At 66.4% G+C, this 17,091-nt stretch carries 16 protein-coding genes; 11 read left to right on the top strand and 5 right to left on the bottom strand.

What is annotated here, in order from left to right:
* The 4 genes from V7Q81_RS09140 to V7Q81_RS09125 form a co-directional block, all read left to right on the top strand.
* A partial coding sequence (locus tag V7Q81_RS09140) for an efflux RND transporter periplasmic adaptor subunit (protein ID WP_333842333.1) occupies nucleotides 1-807 on the top strand: 807 nt, incomplete at its 5' end.
* Between the two features lie 17 nt (nucleotides 808-824).
* Nucleotides 825-4,031, top strand: coding sequence for an efflux RND transporter permease subunit (locus V7Q81_RS09135; protein ID WP_333842331.1), 3,207 nt, complete (start codon nucleotides 825-827; stop codon nucleotides 4,029-4,031).
* The gene (locus tag V7Q81_RS09130) at nucleotides 4,021-5,457 is read left to right on the top strand and encodes an efflux transporter outer membrane subunit (protein WP_333842329.1); all 1,437 of its coding nucleotides are present in this window, start codon (nucleotides 4,021-4,023) and stop codon (nucleotides 5,455-5,457) included. Before V7Q81_RS09135 ends, V7Q81_RS09130 begins: the two co-directional genes overlap by 11 nt.
* 144 nt (nucleotides 5,458-5,601) lie before the next feature.
* Nucleotides 5,602-6,369: a fumarylacetoacetate hydrolase family protein gene (locus V7Q81_RS09125; RefSeq protein ID WP_333842327.1), complete on the top strand. Its 768-nt coding sequence runs from the start codon at nucleotides 5,602-5,604 to the stop codon at nucleotides 6,367-6,369.
* A 3-nt stretch (nucleotides 6,370-6,372) separates the two neighbouring features.
* Here V7Q81_RS09125 and V7Q81_RS09120 read toward each other — a convergent pair whose 3' ends face one another.
* From V7Q81_RS09120 to V7Q81_RS09100, 5 genes are all read right to left on the bottom strand, one after another.
* Nucleotides 6,373-6,579: a hypothetical protein gene (locus tag V7Q81_RS09120; RefSeq protein ID WP_333842324.1), complete on the bottom strand. Its 207-nt coding sequence runs from the start codon at nucleotides 6,577-6,579 to the stop codon at nucleotides 6,373-6,375.
* A gap of 112 nt (nucleotides 6,580-6,691) precedes the next feature.
* Nucleotides 6,692-7,120: a carboxypeptidase regulatory-like domain-containing protein gene (locus V7Q81_RS09115; protein ID WP_333842322.1), complete on the bottom strand. Its 429-nt coding sequence runs from the start codon at nucleotides 7,118-7,120 to the stop codon at nucleotides 6,692-6,694.
* A 39-nt stretch (nucleotides 7,121-7,159) separates the two neighbouring features.
* Nucleotides 7,160-8,494 carry an FAD-binding oxidoreductase gene (locus tag V7Q81_RS09110; protein ID WP_333842320.1) on the bottom strand — a complete coding sequence of 445 codons (1,335 nt, stop codon included), beginning with the start codon at nucleotides 8,492-8,494 and terminating at the stop codon, nucleotides 7,160-7,162.
* Nucleotides 8,491-9,711 (bottom strand): cyclopropane-fatty-acyl-phospholipid synthase family protein, encoded by a 1,221-nt coding sequence (locus tag V7Q81_RS09105; protein ID WP_333842317.1) that lies wholly within the window; start codon nucleotides 9,709-9,711, stop codon nucleotides 8,491-8,493. Before V7Q81_RS09105 ends, V7Q81_RS09110 begins: the two co-directional genes overlap by 4 nt.
* A gap of 16 nt (nucleotides 9,712-9,727) precedes the next feature.
* Nucleotides 9,728-10,768: an aldo/keto reductase gene (locus V7Q81_RS09100; RefSeq protein WP_333842315.1), complete on the bottom strand. Its 1,041-nt coding sequence runs from the start codon at nucleotides 10,766-10,768 to the stop codon at nucleotides 9,728-9,730.
* A 113-nt stretch (nucleotides 10,769-10,881) separates the two neighbouring features.
* On the opposite strand from V7Q81_RS09100, the gene V7Q81_RS09095 reads away from it, so the two are divergent.
* The 7 genes from V7Q81_RS09095 to V7Q81_RS09065 form a co-directional block, all read left to right on the top strand.
* Nucleotides 10,882-11,493, top strand: a complete 612-nt coding sequence (locus V7Q81_RS09095; RefSeq protein ID WP_333842312.1) for a cysteine dioxygenase — start codon at nucleotides 10,882-10,884, stop codon at nucleotides 11,491-11,493.
* Complete coding sequence (locus tag V7Q81_RS09090) at nucleotides 11,490-12,218, top strand: enoyl-CoA hydratase/isomerase family protein (RefSeq protein WP_333842310.1); 729 nt, start codon at nucleotides 11,490-11,492, stop codon at nucleotides 12,216-12,218. The genes V7Q81_RS09095 and V7Q81_RS09090 overlap by 4 nt, the downstream gene beginning before the upstream one ends.
* Before the next feature lie 50 nt (nucleotides 12,219-12,268).
* Nucleotides 12,269-13,252, top strand: coding sequence for an NAD(P)H-quinone oxidoreductase (locus V7Q81_RS09085; protein WP_333842335.1), 984 nt, complete (start codon nucleotides 12,269-12,271; stop codon nucleotides 13,250-13,252).
* 45 nt (nucleotides 13,253-13,297) lie between these two features.
* Nucleotides 13,298-13,657 carry a Lin0512 family protein gene (locus tag V7Q81_RS09080; RefSeq protein WP_333842308.1) on the top strand — a complete coding sequence of 120 codons (360 nt, stop codon included), beginning with the start codon at nucleotides 13,298-13,300 and terminating at the stop codon, nucleotides 13,655-13,657.
* A gap of 109 nt (nucleotides 13,658-13,766) precedes the next feature.
* A complete protein-coding gene (locus tag V7Q81_RS09075; protein WP_333842307.1) occupies nucleotides 13,767-14,147 on the top strand; it encodes a ribonuclease domain-containing protein in 381 nt (126 codons plus the stop codon).
* Nucleotides 14,144-14,581, top strand: a complete 438-nt coding sequence (locus V7Q81_RS09070; protein ID WP_333842304.1) for a barstar family protein — start codon at nucleotides 14,144-14,146, stop codon at nucleotides 14,579-14,581. Before V7Q81_RS09075 ends, V7Q81_RS09070 begins: the two co-directional genes overlap by 4 nt.
* Nucleotides 14,582-14,687: 106 nt before the next feature.
* On the top strand, nucleotides 14,688-17,091 hold a 2,404-nt coding region (locus tag V7Q81_RS09065), incomplete at its 3' end, for a winged helix-turn-helix transcriptional regulator (protein WP_333842302.1).

The following is a 17,091-nucleotide window of genomic DNA, read 5'->3' as shown; positions in this document are numbered from 1 at the left end:
GCCCAGGCAAGGCGGGATACGGCGCGGCTTGCGCCCGCCTTCGAAGCCAAGGCGGTAGCACAAAAGGACTACGATGACGCGGTCTCCGCCGAGAGGATCGCCGCGGCCGAAGTGCAGGCGGCCCGCGCCCGGGTCGCGGAAGCCCGGCTCAACCTGGAATACACACGCGTGGAGGCGCCCATTTCCGGCGTCTCCGGGCGCGCGGCGGTCTCGGAAGGAACCCTAGTCTCCGGTCCCGCTGTGCTGCTCACCACCGTGACCCAGATTGATCCCATGTACGTGATTTTCGGCATTCCCGACCAAGAGCGGATGGCAATCCAGGAAGAGGCGGAAAGCGGGCGCCTCAAGCTTCCGCCCCACGGGCGCTTCCAGGTGGGGCTTACGCTCGCCGACGGCCGCGCCTACCCCCACATGGGTCACCTCGATTTCACCGACGTGCGGGTGAACCCCCAGACCGGCACCAGCGAGGCCCGGGCCCAGGTGCCAAATCCGGAAGGCCGGCTTCGGGCGGGAGAATTCGTGCGGGTGGTTTTGCACGGCGCACTGCGGCCCCAGGCGGTGCTGGTCCCCCAGCGGGCGGTCCTGGAAGGCCCGGCGGGCAAATTCGTCTACGTGGTCAACGCCGAGGGCAAGGCTGAGCCGCGTCCGGTGCAAGTGGGACCATGGAACGGAGATGCCTGGTTGATCCGGCAGGGTCTCGCAGCAGGCGAGCGGGTGATCGTCGACGGGGTAATGAGAATCCGGCCTGGCGCCCCGGTCAAAATCACAACCCCGCAGGCGGAAAAACGGCCCGCGGCCCCTTCCTGAAACCGCCAGGCTGAACCATGTTTTCCCGCTTCTTCATCGACCGGCCGATTTTCGCGGCCGTGCTCTCCCTGTTCATCGTCATCGCGGGCCTCGCAGCGATGAGGAATCTGCCCATCGCCCAGTATCCCGAGATCGCCCCCCCAGTGGTTTTGGTGCGGGCGGTCTACCCTGGGGCCTCGGCCGAGACCCTGGAGCAGACCGTGGCGGCGCCGCTGGAAAACGCCATCAACGGCATCGAAGACATGCTGTACATGAGCTCCACCTCCGCTTCCAACGGGGTGGTGGAGATCCAGGTGACCTTCGCGATCGGCACCGACGTGGACATCGCGGCGGTGAACGTTAACAACCGGGTCAAGCAGGCGGAGGCGCGCCTGCCCGAGGAAGTGCGGCGCCAAGGCGTCACGGTGGAGAAAGGCTCGTCGGCCTTCCTCCAGGTTCTGGCGTTCTATTCGCCCGACGGACGCTACGACGATCTGTACACCAGCAACTACGTGACGCTCAACGTGCTCGACGTGCTCAAGCGCGTCCCCGGCACCACCAACGTCCAGGTGTTCGGCGCCAAAGACTACGCCATGCGCATCTGGGTGCGCCCTGACCGACTGGCCCAGCTAAAGCTCACCACGGCCGATCTGGTACGCGCCATCAACGAGCAGAATGCCCAGTTCGCTGCTGGCAAGATTGGCCAGCCCCCCACCAGCGGGCCCCAAGAGCTCACCTACACCGTCAACACCAAAGGTCGGCTGAGCGACGTCTCCGAGTTCGAGAACATCGTGGTGCGGGCGAATCCGGACGGCTCGACGCTGCGGCTCAAGGACGTGGCCCGGGTGGAACTGGGTTCCAAGGACTACGAATTCATCGGCCGCTACAACGGCAAGCCCGCCACCCTCGTGGGCATTTTCCTGCAGCCGGGGGCCAATGCCCTGGATGTGGCGAAAAGCGTGCAAGCCACCATGGCCGAGCTCGCTCAGCGCTTCCCCGACGGGCTTGCCTACGCGATCCCGTACGATACTACGCGTTTCGTGGAGGTTTCGATCCGGGAAGTGCTCAAGACCCTGGGCGAGGCGATGCTGCTCGTGCTTCTGGTGGTGTACGTATTCCTGCAAAACTTACGCGCCACTCTGATTCCCATCATCGCGGTACCGGTATCCCTGATCGGCACCTTCGCGGGGCTGCTCGCCCTGGGCTATTCCATCAACACGCTGACACTGTTCGGCATGGTACTCTCCATCGGCATCGTGGTAGACGATGCCATCGTGGTGCTGGAGAACGTGGAGCGCATCATGCACGAGGACCGCGCCTCAGCACGAGAGGCCGCCATCAAAGCGATGCGGGAAGTGACCGGCCCAGTGGTGGCCATCGTGCTCACCCTGTGTGCGGTATTCATCCCCATCGCCTTCCTGGGGGGCCTCACTGGGGAGCTCTATCGCCAGTTTGCCGTCACCATTTCCATCTCGGTGGTCATCTCCGGGCTGGTGGCCCTTACCCTGACGCCTTCCCTGTGCGTGCTGATTCTCAAGCACGAGCACAAGCAGACGGGAGGGCTCGCCCATTGGTTCAACGAGGGGTTCGGGTGGATCACCCAGCGCTACGCCCGCGGTGTGGCATGGATGATCCGGCGTGGCGGCATCGGCATCCTGCTGTTCGCTGGCATGGTGGCCCTCACTGCCGGGCTGTGGCGTGCGACGCCGGGCTCGCTCGTGCCGGACGAAGACCAGGGCTTCTACATCGCCACGGTGCTGCTGCCAGATGGGGCGAGCTTGGAGCGCACCGACCGGGTAGTGGACGAGGTGCTGAAGCTCATCCAGTCCAATCCGGCCAACGAGGACGCGGTGGCTTTCACCGGTTTCGATTTCCTGGGCGGCGCCTTCCGCACGAGCGCGGCCACCATCTTTGTTACCCAGAAGCACTGGGACGAGCGGGACGTATCGGTGCAAGCCCTCATCGCAGACCTGTTCATGAAGACCGCTCATCTCCAGGAAGCGCTGGTACTGGCGTTCAACCCGCCGCCCATCTTCGGCCTCGGCAACGCCGGCGGCTTCGAACTTTACCTGCAGAACCGAGGCGAGAGCGACTCCAAGCGGCTCGCCCAGGTTACTCAGCAGTTTCTCGCCCGGGCGGCACAGGATCCCATGTTCGTCCAGGTGAACACCCTGTGGCGGTCCAATACGCCTCAGCTCTACGTGGACGTGGACCGGCAAAAGGCAAAGGCGTTGGGGGTGTCCATCGACGAGCTATTCGACACGCTGGCGGCAACGCTGGGCACTTTCTACGTCAACGACTTCAACAAGTATGGCCGTACCTGGCAGGTGCTCATGTCAGCGGAGCCCCGCTACCGCAACGCGCCGCAGGACATCGGCAACGTGTGGCTGCGCAGCCAGCGGGGCGAAATGGTGCCGTTGGAGTCGCTGGCGACGGTGCGCTACACCTCGGGGCCGGAGACCCTGGACCGGTTCAACAACCTGCCGGCGGTCAAGATCTTCGGCGCGGGTGCGCCGGGGGTGAGTTCTGGCCAGGCCATCGAAGGCATCGAGCGCATCGCCCGGGAGGTGCTGCCTCCCGACTTCAGCCTGGACTGGAGCGGCACTTCCTATCAGGAGAAGAAGGCGGGGGGCACCTCCAGCCTCGCCCTGGCAATGGCGGTGGTGATGGTGTTCCTGATCCTCGCCGCCCAGTACGAAAAATGGTCCCTTCCCCTGTCGGTGCTGTTCGCCCTGCCCTTCGGCACCTTCGGGGCACTCGCCGCGGTATGGCTGCGGGGCCTCACCAACGACGTCTATTTCCAGATCGGGCTCGTGACCCTGCTGGGTCTTGCCGCCAAGAACGCCATCCTGATCGTGGAATACGCCTCGATGAAGTTTCACGCGGGCTTGTCCGCCACTGCCGCGGCAGTGGAGGCGGCGCGGCTGCGTTTCCGGCCGATTCTCATGACCTCGCTTGCCTTCATCTTCGGTGCGCTGCCGCTGGCGGTTTCCACCGGCGCCGGGGCTGGCGCCCGCCACTCGGTCGGTACGGGCGTTGTGGGCGGGATGCTGGCCGCGACTTTCCTCGCCATCTTCTTCGTGCCCCTGTTCTTCAAGCTCATCACGGCGCGCACGCTGCGGGAGCCCCGCTCCACAGAGGAAATCCTCAAGGAGGTGGAGCACGCCCGGGCCCTCGCCCACCGGCCCGCACCGGCCATGCCTCATCGCCATCCCACGGCCAAAGGAGGCGACGATGGCGCGTAGGCTGCTCCTATCCCTGCTCGCGGCCCCTGTTCTCGCGGGCTGCGTCTCCCTCGCCCCGGATTACGAGCGCCCGCTCCAAGAGCTGCCGAGCGCGTGGAAGAAAGCGCCCGTCGGCGGCGTCACCGCTCCTGCCGAGCGTTGGTGGACCCTCTACGCGGAGCCCGCCCTCGACCGGCTGGTGGAAGAAGCCCTGAGCCACAATCAGGACCTGCGCCTCGCCGTGGCTCGGGTGGATGAAGCCCGGGCCCTCGCCCGCATCGCGGCAGCCCAGCGGCTGCCCGCGCTGGACGTCACCGGGGAGGCGAGCCGTGCCCGTCGCTCCGAGCGTTCCTCCCTTCCTCTGCCGCCTGGCACTCCTGCCACTCAGGATACCTATCGCGGCACCCTCAACGTGGCCTACGAGCTCGACCTGTGGGGACGGCTGAAGAACGCGGCCGAGGCCGCCCAAGCCCGCCTGCTCGCTACCCATGCCGCCCTGGAAACCGTGCGCCTCGCTCTCACCGCCGAGGTCGTGCGGTCCTATTTTCACCTGACCGCCCTGGATGGCCAGGTGAGCGCTACCCGCCGCTCTCTGGCGCTGCGCCTGGAAGAGCTGGAGCTCCAGAGGGTGCGGCATCGCAGCGGTTTGATCGGTGAGTTTGAGCTGCGGCAGCGGGAGGCGGAAGTAGCCTCGGCCCGCGCCCAGCTTTCGGCCCTGGAGCGCGCCCGCGAAGCGGAGGAGGCGGCCCTCGCCGTGCTCCTGGGCCGCAGCCCCCGGGCTATCCTCGAGCAAGAGCTGGCGCGGGAAACCCATCGGGACGCCCCATCCGCCGTGGTGGTGCCGGAAGGTCTGCCTTCCGACCTCCTGCTGCGGCGTCCCGACCTGGTGGAGGCGGAACAATCACTGATCGCCGCCCACGCCGAGATCGGCGCGGCACGGGCGGCCCTCTTTCCGCGCATCGCCCTGACGGGTTTTCTCGGCTCCGAGAGCGCCTCCCTGTCGGATCTCTTTACTGCAGGAGCGGGCATCTGGCAGGTGGCGGCGGGCCTCGCCCAGCCCATCTTCCAAGGCGGGCGCCTCTCCGCCGAGGTGGAGGCGGCCGAGGCCCGCCAGCGCCAGGCTGTCGCCCAATACCGCAAAGCGATCCAGCAAGCCTTTGCCGAGGTGCGGGAGGCCCTCGCTCGCCAGACCCGCTCCCGGGAGATCTTTGAGGCGGAAGGCCACCGCACGCAAGCCCTGGCTGAGACCCTGCGGCTCGCTCGGGTGCGCTACGCCCAAGGGCTCTCCAGCCAGCTGGAGGTGCTCGACGCCGAACGCAACCTTCTTGCGGCGGAATTGAGCCGCATCGACGCGTTGCGGGATCAGCGGGTAGCGGTCGCCGACCTGGTAAAAGCCTTGGGTGGCGGTTGGGGCGAGGCAGCGCATCTTTCCCGATCCCGTCCGTAGCCGGAATCTCCACGGCTATTCCAGCGCGCGCCGATCCGCGGTATGCTTGCTTCGGATCGCGATACGTCTATTCACATCGCGGAATGCAGGGTACGTGCGGCCCTGCGCCCCATCATTGCATTCCCGCCGCAGGAGAGGATTTCAATGAGCCATTGGGTACGCTATCAGGCCGACGGCCACATCGGGTTCGGGACGCTGGAAGGAGACACCATTGCCGAGCACGAGGGCGATCTCTTCGCCTCATCCCGGCCCACGGGGAGGCGCCTGTCTCTGGCGGCAGTCAAGCTCCTGCCTCCCTGCGTGCCGGGCAAGATGGTGGCCCTATGGAACAACTTCCACGCCCTCGCGGCCAAGCTCAAGGTGCCGGAGCCGCCCGAACCCCTCTACCTGCTCAAGGCCAACAACTCGTTCCTTGCCCCCGGCGAGACCATCCGCTCGCCCCGGACATATGGGGGCAAGGTGGTGTTCGAAGGGGAGCTGGGAATCGTGATAGGGAAGCGGGTGAGCGGCTGTAGCGAGGAAGAGGCGCCCCGCTACATCTTCGGCTATACCTGCGTGAACGACGTCACCGCGGCAGAGATCATCCAGAAAGACCCCACCTTCCCCCAGTGGGTGCGGGCCAAGGGCTACGATACCTTCGGTCCGTTCGGACCGGTAATCGCCACCGACCTCGACCCCTATCGGCTCACGGTGCGCACGCTCCTCGACGGGGAGGAGCGGCAGAACTACCCCGTGTCCGACATGATCTTCGGGCCGTACCGGCTGGTGGCCCTCATTTCCCGAGACATGACCCTGGAGCCAGGGGACGTGATCGCCTGCGGCACCTCGGTGGGCGTGGGCTCCATGAAGCCGGGCAACACCGTAGAGGTGGCGATCGAAGGGATCGGTACCCTCACCAATCGGTTCGAGTAGGCCCTAGCCGGCGCTTTCCTTGACCAGGGCAGCGGCGATCTGTTCCAGCGCCTCGGCCTGAGCCCCGAAGCCCTCTTCCCGGGCGTGGTCGGCGATCACGGCAAGACTCGCGTTCCGCGCCAGGGCGTGGGCCAGCGCCCCGTCCGGTCGCGCCACGGCGTTGAGGCTAGCAAGAATGCGTTCGGCGCGCTGCTTGAGCTCGGTATCCATCCCCACGCCTCCCGCAAGAAACAATCATTAGACGGTCGGGCAGCGCAAGCGTTCCTTCCCCAGCCTCCCGAAGCCGGGGCACGCCGCTCCTGGCCATGACGACGCAAAAACGCTATGGGGTCCACTCGAACACGAGTTGGGCCCGCTTGCCCTGCGTGAGATCGGCCTGCCGGGTGATGGACTTACCGTATATTTCCGCGACCACGGTGTAGCGGCCCTCCGGCAGCTTGGCGAGCAGGAAAGGCCCGTCGGCCGTGGTCTCCAGCAGACTCTTGCCCGTGGCATCCCGGAGGGTCACCCGCACGTTGGCCAGGTAGTGCCAGGTGTTCGGGCCCCCCCGCTCGACGAAGAGCAAGCTCAAGGGGTAGCGGCCCTGGACCCTCTTGATGGCGTCGGACTCCTCCTTGCCCACGCCCCCGGTGAGATAGGTCACGGGCCCTTGGGTTCTTTCCGGGGGAAGCGCAAGCTCCTCGGCCGTGGCGGACACCGCGGCAAGCCCTAGAGCGAGGATTCCGAGACCCGCAACCCTTGTACGCTTCATGACGCATTCCTCCTTTACGGCGACGGGAAGCAACGGCTATCAACGTCCCAGGACGCACTTCTGGTACAGATCGGGGAACGCCCCTTGCGGGTCGTATCGGGCCTTCAACTGGCGGTAGGCCTCTCCCCCGTAGATCCGCCAGAACTCGTCCTCGGTGAAATAAGACTCGGAATAGAGGGATTTGATTCCGCCCAGGGCCTGGACCTTCCTTTCGATGAGACGGTTGTGGTATCCGGCAGGGAAGGATTCGCGACGCCTCACCACGTCCCAGAAGCCGAAGTTCACGTAAAGCTCACCGGGACGCATAGGGTAGAGGGCGTAATCCCCGGCGTGCACGCGGATGGGGCAGACCCAGATGGGCAGGATGCCGATCTGCGCCAGGAAAAAGTCCAGGAACTCGTCGCAGCGTGGCAGCGGAATGTCCACGTCCTGGATCACCGACTCGGTGTGCCATCCCATCACCCGATTCAGGGCGCGGGTGAACCCCCAGCGGGCATTCCAGCGCATGATGCGGGTATAAGTGACCGAGTTGAGCCGGGACGGTCCGAAGACAAAGCGCCGCAGCAGCGGGTTTTGGGCTCCCACGTTCTTCGAGCACCAGAACCAATCGGTGTCCCAGCGCCACAAGTAGTCCCGTACCGTGAGATAGTCCTCCGGCCGGCTGCGCAGCGAGCGATAGTAGATGTGCTCGAAGCGGTAGTCGCTCGTGTACGGTGCCTGGTCCACGAAGCGGCCCAGGGTGAGAACCAGCTCCTCGCGCCCAAAGACCACGCCGTCGATGAAATCCGCATCGCCGCGGCACTCCTCCTCAAGCGCCTGGAAGAAACGGCGGGCGTCGCTGAAGCGACGATGCTCGAGGCGCACGTAGGCCTTGACCGGTACTGCTTTCACCTTGAGCCGCAAGGCATAGCCCAGGGTGCCGTAGGAATTGGGGAAGCCGTAGAACAGGTCTCGGTGCTCGTTGTCCCGGCGAGCGATGAGCACGCGTCCGTCCCCAGTCAGGACTTCCAACTCCTCCACCGTCTCGTGCACCAACCCGTAGAGAAAGGCGCTCGCCTCGATGGCAACACCTGCCACGGCGCCCCCCAGGGTGATGGATTTCAACTGGGGGACCACGGCGGGCATCAGGCCGCAGGCGAGGGCCGCATCGGTCAGCCGCTCGTAGGTCACCATGCCCTCGGCCTCGATCAATCCGGCCGCCGGATCCACCCGCAGCACGGTGTCGAAGTCTCCCACGTCCAAGCGCAACTTGGCTTGCTCCCGTCGGTCGCGAAATAGGTTGGATGTGCCCTTGGCAAGACCGACAGGCCCTTGTCGAGCCGCCATCAGCGCCTGCAGCCGCTGCACCTTGGCCGCGTGGGTCGTGCCGCTCATGGGCTCGTCTCGCCCCGGTACAGGAACGCCCGGCTCATGGGATAGGTCGTGGTGTTGCCCTTGGAGTACACGATCTGGAAGAGATGGGTGTACCCGTGGGGTGAGCGGAACATTTCCGCGCAGGAATAGAGATAGACACGCCATTTGCGGCGGAAGCGCTCGTCGAACTTCTGCGGATCGAGGGCATGGATCTGCGCCCAGTGGGCGTCGAAGCGCTCGGCCCAGGCATCCAGGGTGAGGGCGTAATGGCGCCGCAGATTCTCCACGTCCAGGACTTCGAGCCCGGCGCGTTCCATGGCCTCGATGGTCTCGGACAGAGCCGGGATCCAACCGCCGGGAAAGATATGGGCGCGAATCCAGTATTCGGTTTCGTAGCGCCCCACATGGCCGATAAAATGCAGCACGCCGATCCCGCCAGGCTTCAGGCAATCGGCATGGGCACGCACCACTTCCTCCAGCTGGTCTCGCCCCGCGTGCTCCAGCACGCCGATGGAGCACACCTTGTCGTAGGTCCCCGGCACCTGCCGGAAATCCGCCTCCACCGCCTCGATCTGGCCCTGGAGGCCGCGCCGGGCGATTTCCTCCCGCATGGCTGCCACCTGCTCGGGGGTGGTATTGACACCGACGCCGGTGACGCCGTAGCGCTCGTGAGCGTAGAAGAGAAAACCGCCCCACCCGCAGCCGATGTCGACCACCCGCTCGCCGGGAGCGAGCCGCAGCTTGCGGCATACGTGCTCCAACTTATTCTGCTGAGCCTGCTCCAGGGTCCGAGTACCCTCCTTCCAATAGGCGCAGGTGTACATCATGTAGGGTTGATCGAGCCAGAAACGGTAGAACGCCGTCCCCAGGCCGTAGTGATAGCGGGCGTTGGCCTTGGCCTGCTCGACGGTACGGTTGCCGTAGCGCAGCTCGTGCCAACGGTTGCGCGCCCGCACCAGGGGGCCCGGGCGGCGGTCGAAGCCCCCCTCCATGCCAGCGCGGATGGCGAGCCTTAAGTCCCCCTCCAGCTCAATCTCCCGATCGAAGTAGGCCTCCAGGAATCCCACGTGGCCAAAAAGGACCGTGGCTCGCTCGGCCGCCCGCGTCTTGAACGCAACTACGAACGCCGGGTCGTCGTTGACCTGGTTCTCGTAGCTGGTACCGTCGGCGAACACCACTCGGAAAGGGATGGCGCTTTTCGCGCCCACCGTGGCGAAGACTTGTCTCAGCGCACCCATGGCGTCTCGTCCAGGTTCAATTTCCCGCCCCGGCACAAGGCGCTTCCACCACCCGCCCACGCACCGGGTACTTGGGGTCGGTGTATCCTGGCGTGGAGGGATGTCCCGGAGGCACCCGCGCATCGAGAAACGCCTCGTCCTCGGCATCCAGCCGATGCTCCAAGGCTCCCAGGTATTCCTGCCACTGCTCTAGCGTACGCGGTCCGGCGAGCACCGAGGTAACCAGGCGGTTTGCCAGCACCCAGTTGAGGGCCCATTGGCCGGCGCTCATGCCCTTCGCTTCGGCCCGAGCCTTGATTTCCTGAGCGAGGACCAGGGACTCGGGGCGGAATTCGGTTTGCAACATCCGCTCGTCGCGGCGTCCCGCTCGCGTCTCCGCGGCGGGCGTCTCCCCCGGCCGGTACTTGCCGGTGAGCACCCCGCGGGCAAGGGGGCTATAGGGCACGACCCCCAAGCCCAGCTCGCCGCAGGCTGGCAAAATCTCTACCTCTGGCACCCGGTTCATGGCGTTGTAATAGGGTTGGCACACCACCGGTGGCGCGATGCCCATCTGCTTCGCCAGGTGGAAGAGGGAGACGATACGGTAGGCGCGGAAGTTGGACACACCCCAATACCGCACCTTGCCGCTGCGGATCAGGTCGCCGAGGGCCGCCAGGGTTTCCTCCTGGGGCGTATCGTAATCGTCCAGGTGCAGGTAGTAGATGTCCACGTAATCCGTGCCGAGCCGCGTCAGGCTCGCCTCCAGGGCCACTGCCAGCCACTTGCGGGATAGCCCGCCGGCATGGATTTCCCTGCCCACCCTGTTCCCCACCTTGGTGGCCAGGACCCAGTGATGGCGCTGGGGCTTGATCAGGCGGCCGATGAGGCGCTCAGACTCCCCTTTGGCATAGTTGTCGGCCGTGTCGATGAAGTTCACCCCCGCCTCATAGGCCGAGGCGACGATGCGCGCCGCCTCGGCGGCATCGGTGCGGTCGCCGAACATCATGGTGCCGAGGCACAAGGGCGAGACCTTGAGCCCGCTGTTCCCCAGGCGGCGGTAGATGAGGGTGATCGGCATCGGAAAACATTCTGCGGCGGCGCCCGGCGCCGGCTATGTTATCCTATCGTAGTATCCGCTGAGGGCGAAACCATCCACGGCGGCGCTGTTCCTCTCCTGTCCGGAAATCTCCTATGAACACATCTCGCTTTCGCACATTCGTCCAGGAAATGACCCGATTGGTGCAATCCGCTGGCGACGACGAAGCCCGCCTCCTGGAAGAGGGAAAGAAGCTCCTCTCGGCCCTCGTATCCCATGACGACTGGCTGCCGGAGGAGTTCGCCCGACCGCATCCCGATCACTACCAGCAATACCTGCTCCATTGCGACCCCCTGGAACGGTTCAGCGTGGTCTCCTTCGTTTGGGGCCCCGGCCAGACGACGCCGGTGCACGATCACACGGTCTGGGGCATGGTGGGCATGATACGCGGAGCGGAACGGTGTCGGGAGTACGATTTCCAGGGGCCGGGACGCCCCCTTGCGCTCGCCCATGAACACCTGCTCGAGCCGGGTCAGGTGGACCTCGTGAGCCCCCGTATCGGCGATGTGCACCAGGTGTCGAATGCGCATTCAGACCGCCCTTCGGTGTCGATCCATGTCTACGGAGCCAACATCGGTGCGGTAGCACGCCACGTGTACGTACCGGAGACGGGGGACGTGAAGCCGTTCGTCTCGGGCTATTCCAACACTGCTTTGCCAAACATTTGGGATCGGTCGGTGGAGGCCCGCCGCCACCTCGTCGCATGAACCCGGGCGAACCGCTCCTCGTCTCCCGTACCGAAGGCCTGACGCGCTTGTGCCTCAACCGGCCCCACAAGGCGAACGCCCTGGACACTGCCCTGGTGGAGGCTCTGATCGCCGCGGTGGAGGCCGCGGCCTCCGACGGCACTCGGCTCCTGGTCCTGGAGGGCAAGGGCGAGCACTTCTGCGCGGGTTTCGACTTCAGCGACTTTGAGCGCCAGAGTGAGGGTGACTTGGCGCTGCGCTTCCTGCGCATCGAGACCCTGCTCCAAGCCCTCTACCACGCTCCCTTCCAGAGCCTGGCCCTGGCCCATGGCCGCAACTTCGGCGCCGGTGCCGATCTGGTGGTGGCGTGCAACCAGCGGATCGCTTCCCCCGAAGCCACCTTCCGCATGCCGGGCCTGCGTTTCGGCGTGGTGCTGGGCACCCGTCGGCTGGCCCACCGGGTCGGACCAGAGCAGGCGCGGCGGCTTCTGATCGAGAGCCGCACCTTCGGGGCCGACGAGGCGGTCGGTGCGGGATTCCTGAATCGCGTCGCCGCACGACACGAGTGGGAGGATCTGATCGCCGAGGCAGCGCGGGAAGCCCAGGCCCTGCCCTTGGAGAGCGCAGCCCGGCTCAACGCCCTGACGGTGATCGAGAGCCGGGACGCCGATATGGCGGAGCTTGCTCGTTCCGTAAGCGGGCCGGGCCTCAAAGCCCGTATCCGGGCGTTTCGCGCCGGAGCTTGAACGTATTGAAAATGATCGAGGACGTTATGAGCGAAGCAATACCAACGACGATGCGGGCGGTGGAGATCAAGGAAGCTGGCCCCCCCGAACGGCTGACCCTGACCACACGGCCGGTACCGGTGCCCCGAGCGGGGGAAGTACTCATCAAGGTGGCCGCAGCCGGGGTGAACCGGCCCGACGTGCTCCAGCGCCAAGGCAAATATCCTCCTCCCCCCGGCGCCTCCGACCTGCCGGGCTTGGAGGTGGCGGGCACCGTTGTCCAACTGGGTGAGGGCGCGGCCCCGTGGCGGGTCGGGGATCCCGTATGCGCCCTGCTCACAGGTGGCGGTTACGCCGAGTACGTGGCGGTGCCCGCCGTCCAGTGCCTGCCCATTCCCGCAGGCCTCACCTGGGTAGAGGCGGCATCCCTTCCCGAGACCTTCTTCACCGTGTGGCACAATGTGTTCGAGCGGGGCCAACTGAGGCCGGGCGAGAGCTTCCTGGTCCAAGGAGGCACGAGTGGCATCGGCGTCACCGCCATCCAGATGGTCAAGGCCTTTGGCCATCGGGTGTTCGCGACCGCCGGCTCCGACGAAAAATGTGCCGCCTGCGTCAGGCTGGGGGCGGATCGAGCCATTAATTACAGGACCGAGGACTTCGTCCAGGCCGTACACCAGGAGACCGGTGGGCGCGGCGTGGACGTGATCCTGGACATGGTAGGGGGCGATTACATCCCCCGAGAGTTGAAAGCCCTCGCCGACGATGGGCGGCTCGTGCTGATTGCCTTTCTCGGCGGCGCCAAGGCGACGGTCAACTTCGCCGAGGTGATGCTGCGCCGGCTCACCATCACCGGCTCCACCCTGCGCGCTCGCCCCGTGGAAGTGAAGGCAGCCATCGCCCAGGCACTCCAGCAGAAGGTCTGGCCCCTGATCGAAGCAGGCAAGATCAAACCGGTCATCCACGCCACTTTCCCCCTGGAGCAAGCTGCCCAGGCCCACGCCCTCATGGAAAGCGGTGCCCACATCGGCAAGATTGTGCTCACCGTGGAACCCTGAAATCGGCTACGGCCACTCCCCGGCGCGACGCGGGACGAAACGACGATGAACCAGGTCTATCTCATCGAATTGGGCATGGGCATCGACCAGCACGGCCAGGACGTCACTGCCGCCGCGATACGGGCAATAGAAGACGCGATCCGCCGCAACGCCATGCCCGGGCTCAAGGCCCTGTTGCCCGGAGGAGACTTCCGAGCCATGGAGGTGGAAGTCACCCTGGCGCTGCCCTGTGACTGGGACAAGCTGGACGTGGAACGGGTACGGCAGGCCCTGCCCTATGGGCGCGTGACGGTGCGAACGGTCGACGGCGGCATGCGTGTATCCAGCGGCACCGTGCTGCCGGAAAAAGGTGACACCAGCGACCTCATGATCGTGGTCAACGCCGCGGTGAAAGTGGGGTTCTGAGCAGCGCGTCCCGGGCGATGGGCGAATCCCTGTTCCTGGACATTTCCAGGACCTGCACGCGCCCGAGGAGGCTCCCGCCCGGCTCTTTCCCTGTGCTTCCTCCCGTGCCATGAAGGCGAGTCGGCTGCTCTCCGCCGCCCTCCTGATGGCGGCCGTCGCAGCGGGCCTGGCCATCCTCCCTGCGGAGCGCGATGGAGGGTGGGAGTCTCCCCGGCCACCCGAGGTAAGCCTCGTCGACCTTCCCCCGGAAGCCCGGGAAACCCTGGCCCTCATCCGGCAGGGCGGACCCTTCCCCTACGCCAAGGACGGCACGGAATTCCGTAACCGGGAAGGACGCCTACCTCCCAAGCCCCCTGGCTATTACCGGGAATATACCGTGCCTACGCCTGGGGCCCGGGACCGGGGGGCTCGGCGGATCGTGATGGGAGCCCGGGGGGAGGCGTACTATACCGAGGATCACTATCGCAGCTTCATGCGCATCCGGGAATGAACCCCGCCGATCTGGACCGAGTCCTCGTCTCCGGCGTTTATCGAATCGCCGATGCCGCGGCGCTGTCTCGGCTGCTCTCCGCCGCCCGCGAGCGAGGCTATCAGGTCTGCACCCTGGATCTGGCTGGGGTGCAAACCAAAGAGGCGCTGCTCTCACGCGCAGCCCAAGCGCTGCAGTGTCCCCCTTACTTCGGCGGCAACTGGGACGCCTTCGAAGAATGCGTGAACGATCTTGCCTGGCTTCCTGCGCAGGGATACCTGCTGCACGTCACCCGGCCGGAGGGCTTGGCCTGCGGAGCGCCCGAAGTCTTCGGGACCCTGCTCGACATCCTACGGGAAGCCGCTGAGCGGTGGAAAGCCGCCGGCACGCCCTTCGTCGTCTTGGTGGAAAGCGGGGAGCGCTCGACTTTCGGCCCTGGGATAAGCCCCATATAATGAGTCAGATACATGTGCAATTAGAAAGAAACGCCTCTGCTGCGTTTCTGCACCGCGCGGGCTGGCGAGGACGATTGAGGGCGTTTGCGAGGTAGCGGTCTTTCCCATGAACCTAAGCACCGTGTTCACCAAGAGCGCCAAGGGGGTCATGGAGCTCTCCAGCCGCGCAAGCCGACTCCCTCGGGACTTGATGAAGGTGCTCAAGCTGGTGGACGGCAAATCGACGGTGCGCCAGCTCGCCGAGGCCGCAGGCGTGAGTCCCGCGAGCTTGCTCGCGACAATGGAAAAGTTGGAGAAGGAAGGCTACGTCAAGGAGTTCGTCCCTGGCGGTGGCAGCCAGGCCACGCAGGCCAAGACCGGGCTCGCTCCGCCGGCGCAAGACGAGGGCGAGTCCCTCGACTTCACTATTATTCTCAACACGGGCCCGCTCAGACCCAGATCCGCCGAAGCCGATGCGGACCGCCGCGCCCAAGAGGAAGCGCAGCGGCGCGCGAGAGAGGAGGCGGCAGCCCGAGCCCGAGAGGAGGCGGCAGCCCGAGCCCGAGAGGAGGCGCAACGGCGGGCTCGCCTGGAGGCAGAAGCGAAAGCCCGAGAAGAGGCGGCGCGCCAGGCGCGGCTCGCTGCTGAACGGCGTGCCAAAGCCTTCGCCGAAGCCTGCCGCGAGGCAGACGCTGCAGCCCGGGCGCTGGCCGATACCCAGCGCCGCCTGGACCCAATCGCCACTGCCCTGGCGAAAGCCCGCGCCGAAGCAGATCGCCACGGCAAGCATCTCGCCGAGTACAAGGTCAAGAGCGAAGCCCTGGGCATCAAGTCCCAGACGAAGCTGCAAGCCCTTGCCGAGGCCATCGCCGCTGCCCAGGCCAAGGCCCAGGCCCTCTCGACCGCCCTCGAGCAGGCCTCCTCTCAGGCCCAGCTCCTGGCCTTGGCCTGCGGGCACGCCGAGAACCGCCTCGCCGCTCTGCAGCGAGCGCTGGAGGCCGCCGACCCGAAGCAAAAAGCGGAGCTCGACCGGGCGCGGAATGCGACCGAGGAACAGCTTGAGGACTTGCGGGAGGCCCGCGACACGGCTGATCGGGTGGTCGATTCCCTGACCCGAGCCCAGGCCGAGGCGCTTGCTGAAGGCAATACCCTGACAGAGGCTCGGGCCCGGATCGAAGCCGAGGCGGCCGCTCGGGCCGAGCGACTGGCAGCCGCCCTTGCCCGGGCACAGCAGGAGGCAAACACCTGGGAAGCAGTGCGCCAGGGGCTAGAAAAACAGCGTCCGCAGACGGCTCAAGCCCTGGAGCGGGCCGAGACGCTCGCGCGGGATCTCTCTGTTCTCGCGGCCCAGGTCCGAAGCCTGGACCTGCCCCTCGAAGGTCAGGTGCAGGCGGCCGAGGCCGCCGAAGCCCAGGCCCGAACTTGGGCCGAGGCTTTGGATGGTGCTGTCACTCGACTGGAGGCAATGATCCCTCCATTGCAGGAAGCCATCGCGCGGGGACGGAATCAAGCCGCCGCTCTCGAGGAGGCCCTGGGCGCCAGTGAGGGAGACACCGAGCCCCTCCGAGAGACCCTGCAGCGGGTCCGAGCCGAGACCGCCACCTTGGATCAGGAGCTCGCCACGGTGGCCGGCCGGCTCGACGCCCTTCGCCGTACCCATGCCCACGCCAGGGAGGAGGCGGAGGCGTTCGCGGATCTCGCGACCCGCGCCCGAACCGAGGCCGAGCGGCTTGCGCGGGAGGAAGCACAACGGCAGGCAAGGGAGGCGGCAGAGCGGCAGGCCCGGGAAGAGGAAGAACGCCGCCGCCGAGAGGAGACCGAGCGGCTCGCGCGGGAGGAACTGGAGCGCAGGACCCGGGAAGCAGAGGAGCAGCGGCGCCAGGAGCAGGAGCGCCTCGCGCGAGAGGCCGAAGCGCGAGAGGCCAAAGAACGCCAGATGCAGGAAGAGGTGCAACGCCTCGCCCGGGAAGGGGCGCCGCACCAGGCCCAGGAGGAAGCGCAACGGCCCGCCCCGGAAGCGGCCGAGGCGCAGGCGATCGGGCAAGCGGCACCCAAGTCCTCCGAGGAGGCGCGTCCGCAAGACGCGTCGCAGCCCTTCGCTCATGAGACGACCGCGCAGGAAGAGGCACCACCTCCTCGCCTCGAGCAAGCCCCCAAGTCGCTGCCGGGAGATGCCGAGCGCAGCCCGCTCCAGACCGCTCCTTCCGTGACAGCCGAAGAGGCGACCCTCGCCGCCTTGGGCATCGAAGGCGTGGACGTCAAGCTGTTCGATCCCGAGACCACCCAGCAGCTGCCCAGTGCGGCCCAACTGGAGCGGGAACTGGAACAGGAGGCCCAGGAGCGAGCCCGCAAGCAGCAAGAAGACGACGAGCGCCTGCGGCGGGAGGAGGAGCGGGAGCGCCGACAAGCCGAGGAACGGGCCCGCCAGGAGGCGTTGTTCCGGGCCCAAGCAGAAGCCGAACGGACCCTGTGGGCCGAAGCCGAAACCCATCGGCTGCCACGTGCTCCCACCCCACCCGCCACTCCAGGGG

The organism is Pelomicrobium sp. (genome assembly GCF_036803785.1).
GTDB lineage: Bacteria > Pseudomonadota > Gammaproteobacteria > Burkholderiales > UBA6910 > Pelomicrobium.
Note: the sequence above shows the minus strand (reverse complement) of the source record. Positions and strands in the feature narration are given on the sequence as shown.